Origin of the sequence: Mycobacterium sp. (genome assembly GCF_039583785.1) — a bacterium.
Taxonomy (GTDB): domain Bacteria; phylum Actinomycetota; class Actinomycetes; order Mycobacteriales; family Mycobacteriaceae; genus Mycobacterium.
Genome location: NZ_JAVKSG010000007.1, coordinates 35247 through 52733, shown reverse-complemented (window position 1 = coordinate 52733; position 17487 = coordinate 35247). Strand labels below are relative to the sequence as shown.

General features: G+C 66.6%; 14 protein-coding genes, 1 pseudogene and 1 riboswitch. Of the genes and pseudogenes, 13 read left to right on the top strand and 2 right to left on the bottom strand.

Annotated features, from left to right (window positions below; all coding sequences use genetic code 11):
• Positions 1-1479, top strand: coding sequence for an FAD-binding protein (locus ABDV69_RS04945; protein ID WP_343572217.1), 1479 nt, complete (start codon positions 1-3; stop codon positions 1477-1479).
• On the opposite strand, the gene ABDV69_RS04940 is transcribed toward ABDV69_RS04945, so the two are convergent.
• Entirely contained in the window at positions 1476-3386 is a 1911-nt protein-coding gene (locus ABDV69_RS04940) for an ABC transporter ATP-binding protein/permease (RefSeq protein WP_343572215.1), read from the bottom strand. The two genes, ABDV69_RS04945 and ABDV69_RS04940, sit on opposite strands and share 4 nt — an antisense overlap.
• A gap of 140 nt (positions 3387-3526) precedes the next feature.
• Between ABDV69_RS04940 and ABDV69_RS04935 the strand changes: the two genes are divergently transcribed.
• The 12 genes from ABDV69_RS04935 to gcvP all read left to right on the top strand — a co-directional run bounded on the left by ABDV69_RS04935 (position 3527) and on the right by gcvP (position 16783).
• A complete protein-coding gene (locus ABDV69_RS04935; RefSeq protein ID WP_343572213.1) occupies positions 3527-5164 on the top strand; it encodes an acetolactate synthase in 1638 nt (545 codons plus the stop codon).
• Between the two features lie 78 nt (positions 5165-5242).
• Complete coding sequence (gene secA2 / locus ABDV69_RS04930; protein ID WP_343572212.1) at positions 5243-7600, top strand: accessory Sec system translocase SecA2; 2358 nt, start codon at positions 5243-5245, stop codon at positions 7598-7600.
• Positions 7601-7613: 13 nt separating this feature from the next.
• Positions 7614-8198: a CDP-alcohol phosphatidyltransferase family protein gene (locus ABDV69_RS04925; RefSeq protein ID WP_343572211.1), complete on the top strand. Its 585-nt coding sequence runs from the start codon at positions 7614-7616 to the stop codon at positions 8196-8198.
• Entirely contained in the window at positions 8191-9108 is a 918-nt protein-coding gene (locus ABDV69_RS04920) for a DUF881 domain-containing protein (RefSeq protein WP_343572210.1), read from the top strand. The genes ABDV69_RS04925 and ABDV69_RS04920 overlap by 8 nt, the downstream gene beginning before the upstream one ends.
• A gap of 34 nt (positions 9109-9142) precedes the next feature.
• A complete protein-coding gene (locus ABDV69_RS04915) occupies positions 9143-9475 on the top strand; it encodes a DUF1290 domain-containing protein (RefSeq protein WP_343572209.1) in 333 nt (110 codons plus the stop codon).
• A 16-nt stretch (positions 9476-9491) separates the two neighbouring features.
• Positions 9492-10325, top strand: coding sequence for a DUF881 domain-containing protein (locus ABDV69_RS04910; RefSeq protein WP_343572208.1), 834 nt, complete (start codon positions 9492-9494; stop codon positions 10323-10325).
• Positions 10326-10360: 35 nt separating this feature from the next.
• On the top strand, positions 10361-10756 hold the full coding sequence (gene gcvH / locus ABDV69_RS04905; RefSeq protein ID WP_343572207.1) for a glycine cleavage system protein GcvH: 396 nt from the start codon (positions 10361-10363) through the stop codon (positions 10754-10756).
• A gap of 202 nt (positions 10757-10958) precedes the next feature.
• Complete coding sequence (gene garA, locus ABDV69_RS04900) at positions 10959-11429, top strand: glycogen accumulation regulator GarA (RefSeq protein WP_343572206.1); 471 nt, start codon at positions 10959-10961, stop codon at positions 11427-11429.
• On the top strand, positions 11429-12166 hold the full coding sequence (locus tag ABDV69_RS04895; RefSeq protein WP_343572205.1) for a MerR family transcriptional regulator: 738 nt from the start codon (positions 11429-11431) through the stop codon (positions 12164-12166). The genes garA and ABDV69_RS04895 overlap by 1 nt, the downstream gene beginning before the upstream one ends.
• A gap of 108 nt (positions 12167-12274) precedes the next feature.
• Entirely contained in the window at positions 12275-12766 is a 492-nt protein-coding gene (locus tag ABDV69_RS04890; RefSeq protein ID WP_343572255.1) for a bifunctional nuclease family protein, read from the top strand.
• 243 nt (positions 12767-13009) lie between these two features.
• The gene (locus ABDV69_RS04885) at positions 13010-13654 is read left to right on the top strand and encodes a MerR family transcriptional regulator (RefSeq protein ID WP_343572204.1); all 645 of its coding nucleotides are present in this window, start codon (positions 13010-13012) and stop codon (positions 13652-13654) included.
• Positions 13655-13722: 68 nt separating this feature from the next.
• Positions 13723-13820: riboswitch (glycine riboswitch) on the top strand.
• Between the two features lie 131 nt (positions 13821-13951).
• A complete protein-coding gene (gene gcvP / locus ABDV69_RS04880) occupies positions 13952-16783 on the top strand; it encodes an aminomethyl-transferring glycine dehydrogenase (RefSeq protein ID WP_343572203.1) in 2832 nt (943 codons plus the stop codon).
• Between the two features lie 3 nt (positions 16784-16786).
• Here gcvP and ABDV69_RS04875 read toward each other — a convergent pair.
• A pseudogene (locus ABDV69_RS04875) lies at positions 16787-17487 on the bottom strand (hypothetical protein); the annotation flags it as partial.

The following is a 17487-nucleotide window of genomic DNA, read 5'->3' as shown; positions in this document are numbered from 1 at the left end:
ATGAGCTCTGACATCCCAGCAACGTTGCGTGTCAACGACATCGCGTCATGGTCGGATGAGGTCGACGTCGTGGTGATCGGCTTCGGCATCGCGGGCGGATGCGCGGCGGTCAGCGCGGCCGCCGCCGGCGCGCGGGTGCTGGTGCTGGAGCGGGCCGCCGCCGCGGGTGGCACCACCGCGATGGCCGGCGGGCACTTCTACCTGGGCGGCGGTACCGCGGTCCAGGAGGCGACCGGCCATCCCGACTCGGCCGAGGAAATGTACAAGTACCTGGTGGCGGTGGCGCGTGAACCCGATCACGAGAAGATCCGCGCCTACAGCGACGGCAGCGTCGATCACTTCAACTGGTTGGAAGACTTGGGATTTGAGTTCGAGCGCAGCTTTTACCCGGGCAAGGTAGTCGTCCCGCCGGGCACCGAAGGCTTGAGCTACACCGGCAACGAAAAGGTCTGGCCGTTCTGCGAGCAGGCCGTTCCCTCGCCACGCGGTCATTCGGTGCCGGTGCCGGGCGAGTTGGGCGGCGCGTCGATGGTGATGGATCTACTCGTCGAACGCGCCGATGCGTTGGATGTGCAGTTCCGATACGAGACCGGGGCCACCAACCTGATCCTGGATGCGGACGGCACCGTGGTCGGCGTCGCCTGGAAACACTTCACCGAAACCGGTGCCGTCAAAGCCAACTCGGTCATCATCGCCGCCGGCGGCTTCGCGATGAACCCGGAGATGGTCGCCGAACACACGCCTGAACTGGGCCAGCCGCGACGCACCAAACACCACGGTGTGGTTGCGCCCTACATTCTGGGCAACGCAGGCGACGACGGCCTGGGCCTGCGGATGGGTATATCGGCGGGCGGGGTCGCCGAGAATATGAACGAGAAGTTCATCACCGCGGCCGCCTATCCACCCGAGATTTTGCTGACGGGCGTGATCGTGAACAAGGAGGGCAAGCGCTTCGTCGCAGAGGACTCCTACCATTCGCGCACATCGGCTTTCGTGTTGGAGCAACCGGAGCAGACCGCGTACCTGATCGTTGACGAGGCGCATACCGAGATGCCCGCGATGCCGTTGATCAAGTTCCTCGACGGCTACGAGACGATCGGCGAACTCGAGACCGCACTTGAGATCACCGCGGGCAACGTCGCGGCGACATTGGCACGTTACAACGACTTCGCCGCCAAGGGTGCGGACCCGGACTTCCACAAGCAGCCGGAATACCTTGCGCCGCAGGACAATGGCCCCTGGGCCGTGTTCGATCTGTCACTGGGGCGAGCGATGTATTCCGGATTCACGATGGGCGGTCTGGCGGTCACGGTCGACGGTCAGGTGCTGCGCGACGACGGCACGACCGTCGCCGGCCTGTACGCGGTGGGGGCGTGTGCGTCCAACATCGCCCAGGACGGTAAGGGATACGCCAGCGGCACCCAGCTCGGTGAGGGATCCTTCTTCGGTCGTCGAGCCGGCACGCACGCGGCTGGCTAGACTGCCGCCGGCTCGCTCTCCAGCGGGCCCAGCCGCCATTGGCCTTCGCCGAGTAGCTCGAGCCGCTGATTGTGATGGTGCTCGACCGTGCTGCGGTGACTGACGCTGACCACGATGGTGTGCGGCAATTCGCCGCGCAGCAGCCGATACATCTCCAGCTCCAGACCCTCATCCATCGCCGAGGTGGCCTCGTCGAGGAAAATCGCTTTGGGTTTGGTCAACAGCACCCGCGCGAACGCGACCCGCTGCTGCTCGCCGGGGGAGAGAACTTTCACCCAGTCCTGAAGGTCGTCGAGCCGGTCGACCAAGTGGCCCAACATAACTCGGTTGAGCACATCGCGGAGGTCGTCGTCGGATATGTCGCCGGCGTCGGCCGGATAGGACACCACCGCCCGTAGATCACCGAGCGGCACATAGGGCAGCTGCGACAGGAACATGGTTGCAGGGCCGTCGGGCCGGCGCAGTGTTCCGGTCGCGTACGGCCACAACTGGGCGAGGCTGCGCAGCAGCGTTGTCTTACCGCTGCCGGACCGGCCGGTGATCACCAATGCGTCACCGGTCGTCAAGTGCACGTCGAGGGTGTCGATGAGCTGGTCGCCGTCGGGGGTGCGCACCTCGACACCCTCGATGTCGACGGCACCGTCGGCACTTGGCCGGACTAGCAGCTCGGGCAGCTCGCGGGCCTTCTCGTCGGCCTCCACCAGGCCGTTGAGCCGGATGATCGCCGCCCGATAGCTGGCGAACTGGTCATAGGCGTTACGGAAAAAGGACAGCCCGTCGCTGATGTTGCCGAACGCCGCCGCGGTCTGCGTGACGTCGCCGAATTTGATCTGGCCGGAGAACAACCGCGGTGCCTGCAGGACCCACGGCAGCGGGACGATTGCCTGGCTCATCGACACGTTGAAGCCGAACCAGCCGACGGTCCGGTTCACGAACCGCAGATAGTTGTCAATGATCGGGCGGAACCGGGCGCTCAACTGCGCGCGTTCGGCCCGCTCGCCGCGGTAGAAGCCCACCGCCTCGGCGGCGTCGCGCACCCGCACCAGCGCATAGCGGAAGGCGGCGTTGGTGAGCTCGTTGCGGAAGCTGAGCCCGATCAGCGGTCGCCCGATCCAGAAGCCGCCAATCGTCGCGATCAACACGTAGAGGAGGAGAATCCAGAACATCGCCTTGGGCAGACTGACACCGAGCACCGTCAGCGTTCCGGACAAGTTCCACAGAATCGCCGTGAACGACACCACCGACAGCATCGCATCGATCGCGCCGAACAACAGCACGCTGCCGGTGCCGTTGGACGGCACGTTGGGAGTGGCTCCCACATTGGCGGTAAACACGTCGATGTCCTGCTGAATACGTTGGTCGGGGTTATCGATGGTGCTATCGATGAACCGGCCGCGGTAATACGCCCGCCCTTCCATCCAGTCGCCGGTCAGCCGGTCGGTGAGCCAAACCCGCCACGCGACAATGAATCGCTGGGTCAGATAAATGTCGAGTACAAAGCGAGCGATGAACAGCACCGCCATGATGCTGAAGATCAACAGCGACATCCAAAAGCCATGTACGCCAGACTGTTTCACGGCCTGATCGTGGGTAGCCATACCCTGCACAGCGGTTTGGACGGACGAGCTCAGATCGTTGGCCTGGTAGCTGAATAACACATTCAGGCGCACCGAGATGACGACCGACAACAGCAGCACACCGAGCAGCAGCCACACCCGGAAGCTATGCCTGCCGATGAAGTAATCGCCGGTGATCCGCCAGAATTGCCGACCCCACGGCGTGAGGAACCGCAGTAGCACCAGCACGGCGATCGCGCTCACGGCGCTGATCAACCACGCCAGCGCAACCCAGGACACTGAATCGGTCAGCGCGTGACCCCAGTTGATGGATGGCTTGAACAGCTCCACGGTGCGCCTGCTCCTCCGGTTTTTGGCGTGCGGTCCATGGCCAGCGTCGAACGCCCGCCAGACGAATTACTCCGCGAAGCTACCGCAGCGGGCCTGAGGCGGGCATCTTCGCTACCGACGCCCGGTCGTACGCTCGGCGGATGGACACCGACGCGGCGACCACTTTCCACGCCGGCCGGCTGATCGCCCGCCGCCTGAAGGCCAGCGGAATCGACACCATCTTCACGTTGTCCGGTGGCCATCTGTTCTCGATCTACGACGGCTGCCGCAGCGAGGGTATCCGGCTGATCGACACCCGCCACGAGCAGACCGCAGCCTTCGCGGCCGAAGGCTGGTCGAAGGTGACGCGCCAGCCCGGGGTCGCCGCGCTGACCGCGGGCCCGGGCGTCACCAACGGCATGAGCGCGATGGCCGCTGCCCAGCAGAACTCCTCGCCGCTGCTGGTTCTCGGCGGAAGGGCGCCTGCCGGGCGATGGGGCATGGGCTCGCTGCAGGAGATCGACCACGTGCCGTTCGTGGCGCCGCTGACCCGATTCGCCGCCACCGCGCCGTCGGCGCAGGCCGTCAGTGGGTTGATCGACGACGCGCTGCGGGCCACCGTCGGCGCGCCGTCGGGGGTGGCGTTCATCGATTTCCCCATGGACCACGTGTTTTCGGTCGCCGCCGACAGCGGGCAGCCTGGCGCCCTGACTACGCCGCCGGTACCGAAACTGCCCGACGGCGACGCCCTCGACCGCGCGGTCAGCCTGCTCGGGTCGGCCCGGCGTCCGGTGATCATGGCCGGCACCAATGTGTGGTGGGGGCACGCCGAGGAGGCGCTGCTGCGACTGGCCGAGCAGCGAGGGATACCAGTGCTGATGAACGGTATGGCCCGCGGCACAGTGCCCGCCGATCATCGGCTGGCGTTCTCTCGGGCGCGCTCAAAAGCGCTGGGGGAGGCCGATGTCGCCGTGGTGATCGGGGTGCCGATGGACTTCCGGCTGGGATTCGGCGGCGTATTCGGAGAACAGACCCAGCTGATCGTGGCCGACCGCGTCCGGCCCGATCGCGCGCATCCCCGGCCGATCGCCGCGGGGCTCTACGGTGACCTGTCGGCGACCTTGACCGCGCTGGGCGAAACGACGGTAGCCGGCCACGACGAATGGGTCGCCGATCTGCGGGCGACCGAGATTGCCGCGCGTCAGCGTGAGCAGGGCGAATTGGCCGACGACCGCAGTCCGCTGCACCCGATGCGGGTTTACGCCGAGCTGGCCCCGATGCTGGACCGCGACGCGATCGTCGTGGTCGATGCCGGTGACTTCGGCTCTTACGCGGGCCGGGTGATCGACAGCTTCGTGCCCGGGGCATGGCTGGACAGCGGCCCGTTCGGTTGCCTCGGCTCGGGCCCGGGGTACGCGCTGGCCGCCAAGCTGGCCCGGCCGGACCGCCAGGTGGTGTTGCTACAGGGCGACGGCGCATTCGGTTTCAGCGGGATGGAATGGGACACGTTGGCGCGACACGACGTTCCCGTCGTCTCGGTGATCGGCAACAACGGCATCTGGGCCTTAGAGCATCATCCGATGATGGCGCTCTACGGCTATTCAGTGGTGGCCGAACTGCGCCCCGAGACCCGCTACGACGAGGTGGTGCGTGCGCTGGGTGGGCACGGCGAGCTGGTTTCGACGCCCACCGGGCTGAAGCCGGCGCTGCAGCGCGCCTTCGACAGCGGCCTGCCGGCCGTGGTCAATGTGCTGACCGATCCCGACGTCGCCTATCCACGCCGGTCCAATCTCGCCTGACGCGCGCTCCGGCTTAAACGGCCGACTTCTCCCCGGGGCGTCCCGCCCCGCATCGTCGTCGGCCGGTACCGTTGACCTGTGACAAAGACCACCAGCTCAACGTCGGGCCGTCTGAGCGGTCGCTTCTGGCGACTGCTCGGTGCCAGCGCTGAGAAGAACCAGGGCCGCTCGCTGGCCCAGGTAACCGCATCGGCCGAGTACGACGAGAAGGCCGCCGGGCTCGACGACGAACAGGTGCGCAAGGCCGCGGGCCTGCTCAACCTCGACGACCTGGCCGAGGCCGCCGACATTCCGCAGTTCCTGGCGATCGCGCGGGAAGCCGCGGAAAGGACGACCGCACTCCGTCCATTTGATGTACAGCTGCTCGGCGCGCTGAGGATGCTGGCCGGCGACGTGGTCGAAATGGCGACCGGCGAGGGCAAGACGCTGGCCGGGGCGATCGCGGCCGCCGGTTATGCACTGGGAGGCCGACACGTTCACGTCGTCACCATCAACGACTATCTGGCCCGCCGCGACGCCGAATGGATGGGCCCGCTGCTGGAGTCCCTCGGGGTCACCGTCGGCTGGGTGACGGGGGAGTCGACCGCGCAGCAGCGACGCACGGCCTACCAGTGCAACGTCACCTACGCCTCGGTCAACGAGATCGGCTTCGATGTGCTGCGTGACCAGCTGGTGACCGACGTTGTCGATCTGGTGTCGCCCAACCCGGACGTGGCCCTGATCGACGAGGCCGACTCGGTGCTCGTCGACGAGGCGTTGGTGCCGCTGGTGCTGGCCGGAACCAGCCACCGCGAGCAGCCGCGGCTGGAGATCATCCGGCTGGTAGGGCAGCTGGTCAGCGGAGAGTCCGCTGACGAGTACTTTGCCACCGACGCCGACAACCGCAACGTCCACCTGACCGAGGCCGGGGCGCACAAACTCGAAAAACAGCTCGGCGGAATCGATCTCTACTCCGAAGAACACGTCGGGACCACGCTCACCGAAGTCAACGTCGCGCTGCACGCACACGTGCTGCTGCACCGCGACGTGCACTACATCGTGCGCGACGACGCCGTGCACCTGATCAACTCGTCCCGCGGTCGCATTGCTGCGCTGCAACGCTGGCCCGATGGTCTGCAGGCCGCGGTCGAGGCCAAGGAAGGCATCGAGACCACCGAGACCGGCGAGGTGCTCGACACCATCACCGTGCAGGCGCTGATCAACCGCTATCCGACGGTGTGCGGGATGACCGGAACCGCTTTAGCCGCAGGCGAACAGCTGCGCCAGTTCTACAAGCTCGGGGTGTCGCCGATCGACCCGAACACACCCAACATCCGCGAAGACGAAACCGACCGGGTGTACATCACCGCCGCGGCGAAGATCGACGCGATCATCGCCCACATCATCGACATCCACCAGACCGGACAGCCCGTCCTGGTCGGTACGCACGACGTCGCCGAATCCGAAGAGCTGCACGAGCGCCTGCAGCGTCGCGGCGTGCCCGCGGTGGTGCTCAACGCCAAGAACGACGCCGAGGAAGCCTCGGTGATCGCCGAGGCCGGCAAGCTCGGGGCCGTCACGGTCTCGACCCAAATGGCCGGCCGCGGCACCGACATCCGCCTGGGCGGCTCCGGCGTCGGCGACCACGACCCTGAGAAAAAAGAGGTGGTCGAGCTGGGCGGCCTGCACGTGGTCGGCACCGGCCGGCATCACACCGAGCGGCTAGACAATCAGCTGCGCGGCCGCGCCGGCCGCCAGGGTGATCCGGGTTCGTCGGTGTTCTTCTCCAGCTGGGAAGACGACGTCGCGGCGGCCAACCTCGAGCCCAACAAGCTGCCGATGCAGACCGACTCAGAAAAGGGGGACGGCCGCATCGTCAGCACCAAGGTCGCCGGGCTGCTCGACCACGCGCAGCGGGTCGCCGAGGGCCGTCTGCTCGACGTGCACGCCAACACCTGGCGCTACAACCAGCTGACCGCGCAGCAGCGCGCCATCATCGTCGAGCGACGCAACACGCTGCTGTCCACCGCCGCCGCTCGCGAAGAGCTGGCCGAGCTGGCTCCTGAGCGTTACCAGGAACTGTCCGGCGAGCTTTCCGAGGAGCAGCTGGAGAAGATCTGCCGGCTGATCATGCTGTTTCATCTCGACCGCGGCTGGGCCGACCACTTGGCCTACCTGGCCGACATCCGGGAGAGCATTCACCTGCGGGCGCTGGGACGGCAGAACCCGCTCGACGAGTTCCACCGGATGGCGGTCGACGCGTTCGCGTCGCTGGCCGCCGACGCCATCGAAGCGGCCCAGCAGACCTTCGAGACGTCGCCGTCCATCCAAGACGAGCCGGGCGTCGATCTGTCGAAGTTGGCCCGGCCGACCTCGACGTGGACTTACATGGTGCACGACAACCCGTTGTCCGACGACTCACTTTCCGCGCTGAGCCTGCCCGGCATTTTCAGATGATGATGGCCCACACATGAATTACGACCGGGTGCTGACGGTGCCCAACGTGCTGAGCGGCCTCCGCCTGGTATTGATCCCGGTCTTCATCTACCTGCTGTTGTTCGCGCACGCCGACGCGCTCGCGGTCGCCGTCCTGATCTTCAGCGGCGCATCCGACTGGGCCGACGGCAAGATCGCGCGGCTGATGAACCAATCCTCGAAGCTGGGTGCATATCTCGATCCTTTGGTGGACCGGCTGTACATGGTGGCCACGCCGATCGCATTCGGGCTGGGACACCTCCTGCCGTGGTGGATCATCGCCGTCCTGTTGATCCGCGACATCTTGCTGGCCGCCGAAGTGCCACTGCTGCGCACCCGAGGCATCACCGCGTTGCCGGTGATCTACGTCGGCAAGGCTGCGACGTTCGCGTTGATGTCGGCCTTCCCGCTGATCTTGCTCGGCCAGTTCGAGGGGCTGTGGAGTCGCGTCGTATTTGCTTGCGGCTGGGCGTTTTTGATCTGGGGTACCTACATGTACCTGTGGTCGTTCATGATCTACGCCTGGCAGGTGGTCGTTGTGCTGCGCCGGATGCCACCGGTGAAGGCGCGCAATGCCTGACCCGGCGCTGGGTGGCTACGAGCCCTACTCCGGTCTTGGTGCGCACGAGGCCGGGCGGGTGCAGCGGATCCCGGTTCCCTCGCTGCTGCGCGCCCTGCTCTCCGAGCACCTGGACCCCGGTTATGCGGCGGCCGCCGCGCAGCGGGACAGCAGCGCCAAGCCGACCGGTCGCGCCCGCCTTCAGGGCTGGTTCTGGCAGGCGCTGGCCGCGTTGCTGGTGGCAGCGGTGTTCGCCGCCGCGGTCGCCCAGGCCCGGCTGGTCGCCCCCGGAGTGAGCGCTGCCCAGCGGGTGCTGGCGGCCGACGTGCGCTCCGAGGAGGCGACGACGGGCCGGCTCATCGAGGAGCGCAATACGCTTGCGGCGCACCGTGATGACGTGCAGCGACGGACGCTTGCCGAGGACGCGGCGGGACGGCGGCTGCTGGCCGGTCTCGACCGGCTCAGCCTGGCGGCCGCGAGCACCCCGGTCATCGGCCCGGGGCTGAGCGTGACCGTGACCGACCCCGGCGTTGGACCGAATCTGTCCGACGTGTCCAAGCAGCGGGTCGCCGGCAGTCAGCAGATCATCCTGGACCGCGACTTACAGCTGGTGGTCAACGCGCTGTGGGCCAGCGGCGCCGAGGCGATCTCGGTCGACGGGGTCCGGATCGGACCGAACGTCACCATCCGGCAGGCGGGCGGCGCCATTCTGGTCGACAACAACCCGGTCAGCAGCCCGTATGTGGTCCTGGCGGTCGGGCCACCGCATGCCATGCAGGACGTGTTCGACAGCAGCCCCGGCTTGCGCCGGCTACGACTCCTGGAAACCTCCTATGGTGTCGGTGTCGACGTCAGCGCCGGGGCCAATCTCACGCTGCCGGCCGGGGCGGCGCGAGATATCAAGTTCGCCAAACAGATTGGTTCGCCGTAGTGCGAAGAGTCCAGCGACTGGGAGCAGAGCGCCGATGATCGGGATCGTAGCGCTGGCCGTCGGTATCGTACTGGGCCTGGTTATCCATCCCAACGTGCCGGAGGTCATCCAGCCGTATCTACCGATCGCGGTGGTCGCCGCGCTGGACGCGGTCTTCGGCGGGTTGCGGGCTTACCTCGAGCGAATTTTCGACCCCAAGGTCTTCGTGGTGTCGTTCGTGTTCAACGTCTTGGTCGCGGCGCTGGTCGTCTACGTGGGCGACCAATTGGGCGTCGGCACACAGCTGTCCACCGCGATCATCGTCGTGCTGGGTATCCGCATCTTCGGTAACGCCGCCGCGCTGCGGCGCCGGTTGTTCGGGGCATAACGGGTATGCGGCCGGCATGAGCGACGCCGATCCCGAACCGGACGACACCGCCACGCGCAAGCTCGAGCGGGTACCGGATGAAGAACACAGGCGACACGAGTTGGCGCCGGATCAGCCGGAACCCGCGATCGGCGGACTGCGGGCGCGCGGATTTCTGCGCCGCGGCCGAACCGTATTCGGCACGCTGGCGGTGATGCTGTGCCTGCTGCTGGGCGTGGCCATCGCGACCCAGGCCCACCAGACCACGACCGGCGACTCGCTCGACACGGCGCGGCCCGCCGATCTGCTGGTGCTGCTGGACTCCCTGCGTCAGCGCGAAGCCACGCTGAGCGGCGAAGTCACGGAACTGCAGCGCTCATTGAACGCGCTGCAGGCCTCGGGCAGCAACGACCAGACGGCCATCCAGAATGCCCAGGCCCGTTTGGCGGCGCTGTCGATTTTGATCGGCACCGTCGGAGCCACCGGGCCCGGTGTCACGGTCCGGATCGACGACCCGGGGCCGGGGGTGGCGCCCGAGGCGATGCTCGATGTGCTCGACGAGCTGCGGGCCGCCGGGGCCGAAGCGATTCAGATCGGCGATCGCAACCAGGCGGTGCGAACCGGTGTCGACACCTGGATCGTCGGGGCACCTGGCGCGCTGACCGTCGACGGCAAGACCCTTACTCCACCGTATTCGGTTGTCGCCATTGGTGATCCGCCAACGCTCGCCGCGGCGATGAACATCCCCGGCGGCGCGGCGGACAGCGTCAAGCGGGTCGGCGGCACCATGTCGGTGCAGCAAGCGGACAAGGTGAGCATCACCGCCTTGCGGCAACCGAAACCGCGCCAATACGCTCAGCCCGGAAAGTGATTTACCCCTGATCAGTCGAGCAGAACAGGAACACCGTGAGCGAAATCCCACCAGATTTGCACTACACCACCGACCACGAGTGGGTTCGGCGAACCGGTGAGGACACCGTCCGGGTGGGGATCACCGACTTCGCCCAGTCGGCGTTGGGTGACGTGGTGTTCGTGCGGCTGCCCGACGTGGGTGACGAGCTGACCGCGGGTGAGGCTTTCGGAGAGGTGGAGTCCACCAAATCCGTGTCGGACCTCTATGCACCTGTTTCGGCGAAAGTCGTTGCCGTCAACCCGGATCTGGACGGCAGACCCGAACTGGTCAACTCCGAGCCGTATGGCGGCGGCTGGCTGATCGATCTCCAGGTCTCCGAGGCTGCGCTGGAGAAGAGTTTCGCCGAGATCCTGGACGCCGAGGCGTACCGCGGCTCGCTGTCCGAGTGACCGCTGTTATCGTTTCCCCGCCAGCCCGACCGGGGCGGAAGTTACGTGGCTAGCAGATGATGTAGCCGCCGATCCGGCGGGGGACGGCACATTGGGCTCCGGTGCGGGGTACGGTCGTCACATCGACGGCCACCGCGGGTGTGAAGCCTGACCGGCCGGACCCAAGTGAGACAACGCAGCAGCGGCCAGTGAGGAGCAGCGGGTGACGGACAAGGACAACGACCTGACTTCTGATGAAGTCACCGTGGAGACGACATCGGTGTTCCGCGCCGACTTCCTCAACGAGCTGGACGCTCCCGCGCCGACGAGCTCCGAGACCACGGTGTCCGGCGTCGAGGGACTGCCGGCCGGTTCGGCGTTGCTGGTGGTCAAGCGGGGGCCGAACGCCGGCTCGCGCTTCCTGCTCGATCAACCGACCACCTCGGCGGGCCGGCACCCAGACAGTGACATCTTCCTCGACGATGTCACCGTCAGCCGGCGGCACGCTGAATTCCGTTTGGAAAGCGACGAGTTCCAGGTGGTGGACGTCGGCAGCCTGAACGGCACCTACGTCAACCGCGAGCCGGTCGACTCGGCGGTGTTGGCCAACGGCGACGAGGTCCAGATCGGTAAATTCCGCTTGGTCTTCCTGACCGGGCCCAAGGTCGGTGAAGACGGAGGGTCCGGAGGCTAGTGACCGCGCCCGAGACTCCCGCACTGGGCGGGATGTCTATCGGAGCGGTCCTCGACCTGCTACGGCCAGACTTCCCGGACGTGACGATCTCCAAGATTCGCTTCTTGGAGGCCGAGGGTCTGGTGACGCCGCAACGCGCGGCGTCGGGCTACCGCCGGTTCACTGCGTACGACTGCGCTCGCCTGCGCTTTGTCTTGACGGCGCAGCGTGATCAATACCTGCCGCTCAAAGTCATCAAGGCACAGTTGGACGCTCAGCCTGACGGCGAGCTGCCGCCGGCCAAATCGCCTTATGGTGCACCGCGATTGGTGACGGTCGGTGACCGCGCCCCCGCCGACACGGATCCGGTGACTGTCGCGCCGACCCGCGTGCGGCTCAGCCGCGAGGACCTACTGGACCGCTCGGGCGTTGACGGCGACCTGCTGACGGCGCTGCTCAAAGCGGGGGTGATCACCACCGGTCCGGGCGGGTTCTTCGACGAGCACGCGCCGGTGATCCTGCAGTGCGCACGTGCGCTCGCCGATTACGGCGTCGAACCCCGCCACCTGAGGGCATTCCGCTCGGCCGCCGACCGGCAGTCCGACCTGATCGCGCAGATCGCCGGGCCCCTCGTCAACACCGGAAAAACCGGTGCCCGTGACCGCGCCGACGACCTGGCTCGCGAGGTCGCTGCCCTCGCGATCACGCTTCATACGTCGTTGATCAAGTCCGCCGTGCGCGACGTGTTCCACCGCTGAAGGACTAGACTTCCAAACCACAGCTTGCGTTCGGCGGCTTGGTCTTTCCATCGCGGCGTCGGGGCAGGTCTGACACGGAACGGCAGCACGTGCGGAGGGCAGACACAGATGGGTGAAGTTCGCGTCGTCGGCATTCGCGTCGAGCAGCCGCAAAACCAGCCGGTGCTGTTGCTGCGCGAGGCCAACGGTGACCGCTACCTGCCCATCTGGATCGGCCAGTCTGAAGCTCAGGCGATCGCTCTGGAGCAGCAGGGAGTCGAGCCGCCCCGTCCGCTGACCCATGACTTGATTCGGGATCTCATTGCCGCACTTGGTCATTCACTCAAAGAGGTGCGGATCGTCGATCTCCAAGAAGGAACTTTCTACGCCGACCTGATCTTTGACCGCAATATCACCGTCTCGGCGCGGCCATCGGACTCGGTGGCCATCGCGCTGCGGGCGGGCGTTCCCATCTACGTCGAAGAGGCGGTGCTCGCCGAGGCCGGCCTGCTGATCCCCGACGAGAACGACGACGAGCCGGCGGGTGTTCGCGAGGACGAGGTGGAGAAGTTCAAAGAGTTTCTGGACAGCGTTTCGCCCGATGATTTCAAGGCCACCTAAGGTGCCGGCAGGTGCATTGGCGTCCGACCCGGCCACATCACGGATGCGTCTCATCTGCGAGTTCGACCTCGACACGCCCTTTGCATAGCGTGGAGACACCGTCACGACCGCCATACTTTGCTTCGACTGATTAGTTCTACGAACACCACAGCGCGTCGAAAAGCGTATGCTCACAGGCACTCGATTGAGCAAACGCGAAAACGGCAGCCCGTAACGAGCGCGCGATCGGCGAGAGGATGCACCGTGGGTGACCAGCCACGTCAGGATCAACTGGATCTCGAGTCTGTGACCACCCTCGACGACGGTCCAGCAGCCAGCCCCGAACCGGTGATCCGCGTGTCGAGCGAACCCGTGCAAGGCGGCTTGTTTCCCGACGACTCGGTACCGGACGAACTGGTCGGGTACCGCGGCCCGAGTGCCTGCCAAATTACCGGCATCACCTACCGCCAGTTGGACTACTGGGCCCGCACCGCACTGGTCGTGCCGTCGATCCGCGGCGCCGCCGGCTCCGGTAGCCAACGCCTGTACTCCTTCAAAGACATCCTGGTGCTCAAGATCGTCAAGCGACTTCTCGACACCGGCATCTCGCTGCACAACATTCGCGTCGCGGTCGACCATCTGCGCCAACGAGGTGTTCAGGATCTGGCCAACATCACCCTGTTCTCCGACGGCACCACGGTCTACGAGTGCACCTCAGCCGAGGAAGTCGTCGACCTCCTGCAGGGCGGACAGGGCGTGTTCGGCATCGCCGTCTCCGGCGCAATGCGCGAATTGACCGGCGCCATCGCAGATTTCCCCGGCGAGCGGGCCGACGGCGGCGAGTCGATCGCCACGCCGGAAGACGAGTTGGCCTCTCGTCGCAAACACCGCGACCGCAAGATCGGCTGACCCGCTTTTTTCTTGTCGGTGCCGCCGGCCGCGCCGGCGCCGCCGAGTCGGTAAACTGGTGTATGCATCGTTCTTGCGCGGGAGAGTTCCGTGGCTGCCAGCCACGGACGCCGAAGGAGCAACACCTCTCCGTCAACCTCTCAGGCACCCGGACCGCGCCGGACCCCGATGCCTCTGGAAAGCGGTGGCAATCAGTCACCCGCCCATGGGGAAAGACACATGTCGAATCTCTCAGGCGCCCGGTTCGGGTAGACGACAGAGGGGGAGGGCCTGGTACCTCTTCGTCAGGAGTTCGCCATGTCCGACCACACCAATCCGCTTTTCGCCGACCGGCACATCGGCCCGGACAGCGTCGCCGTCGCGGCGATGCTCGAGGTGATCGGGGTGGACTCGCTCGACGAACTTGCCCGCCGGGCTCTGCCTGCCGGGATTCTCGACGCACTGACCGATTCGGGTGCCGCGCCCGGCCTGGATCAGCTGCCGCCGGCGGCTACCGAAGCCGAAACGCTGGCCGAGCTGCGGTCACTGGCCGACGCCAACACCGTCGCGGTGTCGATGATCGGGCAGGGCTACTACGACACCTACACACCGCCGGTGTTGCTGCGCAATATCTTGGAGAACCCGGCCTGGTACACCGCCTACACGCCTTACCAACCGGAGATCAGCCAGGGCCGGCTGGAGGCGCTGCTGAACTTCCAGACCATGGTGGCCGACCTGACCGGGCTCGAGGTGGCCAATGCGTCGATGCTGGACGAGGGCACCGCGGCCGCCGAGGCGATGACGCTGATGCGGCGGGCAGCGAAGGGGACCGCCAACCGGCTGGCGGTGGACGTCGACGTGTTCGCCCAGACCGCGGCGGTGCTGGCCACCCGCGCTGAGCCGCTGGGCATCGAGATCGTGACTGCCGACCTGCGGGACGGCCTGCCCGAGGGTGAGTTCTTCGGCGTGATCACCCAACTGCCCGGCGCCAGCGGCCGGGTCACCGACTGGTCGGCGCTGGTTGCGCAAGCGCATGAGCGCGGCGCGCTGGTGGCCATCGGCGCCGACCTGCTGGCGCTGACGCTGATCACCCCGCCGGGGGAGATCGGCGCCGACGTGGCGTTCGGCAACACCCAACGTTTCGGTGTGCCAATGGGATTCGGCGGCCCGCACGCCGGATATCTGGTGGTGCACGCCCAACATGCTCGCCAACTGCCGGGCCGGCTGGTCGGCGTTTCGGTCGACGCGGACGGTTCACCGGCGTTCCGGTTGGCGCTGCAGACGCGCGAGCAGCACATCCGTCGCGACAAGGCGACCAGCAACATCTGCACCGCCCAGGTGCTGCTGGCGGTGATGGCCGCCATGTACGCCAGCTACCACGGCGCAGACGGACTGCGCGGCATCGCCCGGCGAGTGCACGGCCATGCCGGGGCCATCGCCGCCGCGCTCGGCGATAAATTAGTGCACGACAAGTACTTTGACACCGTCGTGGCGAAGGTCCCGGGTCGCGCCGACGAGGTTGTCGCGGCGGCCAAGGCACACGGCATCAACCTCTGGCGGGTCGATGGCGACCACGTGTCGGTGACCTGTGACGAGGTGACCACCGATGCCCATGTCGCTGCGGTGCTGGACGCGTTCGGCGCCGCGCCCGCGGCGCCGGTCTGTGCGGGAATCGTCAACCGCACATCGGAGTTCCTGACTCATCCAGCGTTCGTCAAGTACCGCACCGAGACGTCGATGATGCGGTACCTGCGTTCCTTGGCCGACAAGGATCTTGCGTTGGACCGCACCATGATTCCGCTCGGCTCGTGCACGATGAAGCTCAACGCCGCAACCGAGATGGAGTCGATCAGCTGGCCGGAGTTCGCCCGCCAGCACCCGTTCGCGCCGGCGTCTGACAGCCCGGGCCTGCGCCGGCTGATCGCTGACCTGGAAACCTGGCTGGTGCAGTTGACCGGATACGACGCGGTGTCCCTGCAGCCCAACGCCGGATCGCAGGGCGAGTACGCCGGCCTGCTGGCCATCCACGCCTACCACGCCAGCCGCGGCGAGTCGGAGCGCAACATCTGCCTGATCCCGTCCAGCGCGCACGGCACCAACGCCGCGTCTGCCGCGCTGGCCGGCATGAAAGTCGTGGTGGTGGCCTGCCGGTCCAACGGTGACGTCGACCTCGACGATCTGCGCGCCAAGGTCAGTGAGCACGCGGATCGGCTGTCGACGCTGATGATCACCTACCCGTCCACCCACGGTGTGTACGAGCACGACATCGCCGAGATCTGCGCGGCCGTGCACGACGCCGGCGGACAGGTCTACATCGACGGCGCCAACCTCAACGCACTGGTCGGGCTGGCCCGGCCCGGCAAGTTCGGCGGCGACGTCAGCCATTTGAACCTGCACAAGACGTTCTGCATCCCGCACGGCGGCGGCGGCCCCGGCGTCGGACCGGTGGCGGCGCGTTCGCACCTGGCGCCGTTCCTGCCCGGCCACCTGTATGCGCCCGAACTGCCGTCGGGTCCGGCGGTGTCGTCGGCACCCTACGGGTCGGCGTCGATCCTGCCGATCAGCTGGGCCTACATCCGGATGATGGGTGCCCCCGGGTTGCGGGCGGCGTCGCTGACCGCGATCGCCTCGGCCAACTACATCGCCCGCCGCCTCGACGAGTACTACCCGGTGCTCTACACCGGCGAGAACGGGATGGTCGCCCACGAATGCATCCTGGACCTGCGGCCGATCACCAAGTCGACCGGCGTCACCATCGACGACGTCGCAAAACGGTTGGCGGACTATGGGTTCCACGCGCCCACCATGAGCTTCCCGGTGGCCGGCACGCTGATGGTCGAGCCCACCGAAAGCGAGAGCCTCGACGAGGTCGACGCGTTCTGCGACGCGATGATCGCCATCCGCGGCGAGATCGACAAGGTCGGCGCCGGCGAGTGGACGGTGGACGACAATCCGCTGCGCGGCGCGCCGCACACCGCCGAGTGCCTGCTGGTCGACACCTGGGAGCACCCGTACACCCGCGAGGTGGCCGCCTACCCGCTGGGCAAGGGTTTCCGGCCCAAGGTGTGGCCGCCGGTGCGCCGCATCGACGGTGCCTACGGTGACCGCAACCTGGTGTGCTCCTGCCCGCCGGTCCAGGCCTACGCCTGAGCCTTACATGCCCAGCGAGGCGAGAACCTGTTGCGGGACAAGGTCCACCAGCAACGTGTCGAAGCCGCCGAGCGGTTGCACACTGACGTTGGCCAGGTCGCCCAGACCCAGATCGCCGATCAGGCCGCCCAGCGTCAGGTTCGAAAGATCACCCAAGTTGGACAGATCGACGGGCAGGTTGGACAGACCGAGGTCGCCGAGCAGATTGCCCACGTTCAGACCGTTCAGCAGGTCGGTGATGTTCAGGGCCCCGAAGGGGTTACCCAGATCGCTGAGCAGGCCACCCAGTGTCAGATCACCGGTTGAGCTGGAGAAGCCGAGGTCGCCCAACACCCCGCCGATGCTCAGGCCGGTGCCCGGCGCGATACCCAGGTCACCCAGCAGGGTGTCGAGGCCCAGGCTGTTGCCCGACAGACCCAGATCACCCAGCAGACCACCTACAGTCAGGCTATTGCCCGACAGACCCAGGTCAGTGAGCAGACTGCCGACCGACACGCCACTGCTCGACAAGCCCAGATCGCTCAGCAAACTATCGACAGATATCGTACCACTCGACGAAGTCAGATCGTGCAACAGGTCACCGACCGTGTTCCCACCACCGGTCAAACCCAGGTCACTGAGCAACGTGCCGACATCCACCCCGTTACCCGACAAACCCAGATCAGCCAGCAGAGTGCCGACCGACGCAGTACTCGACAAACCCA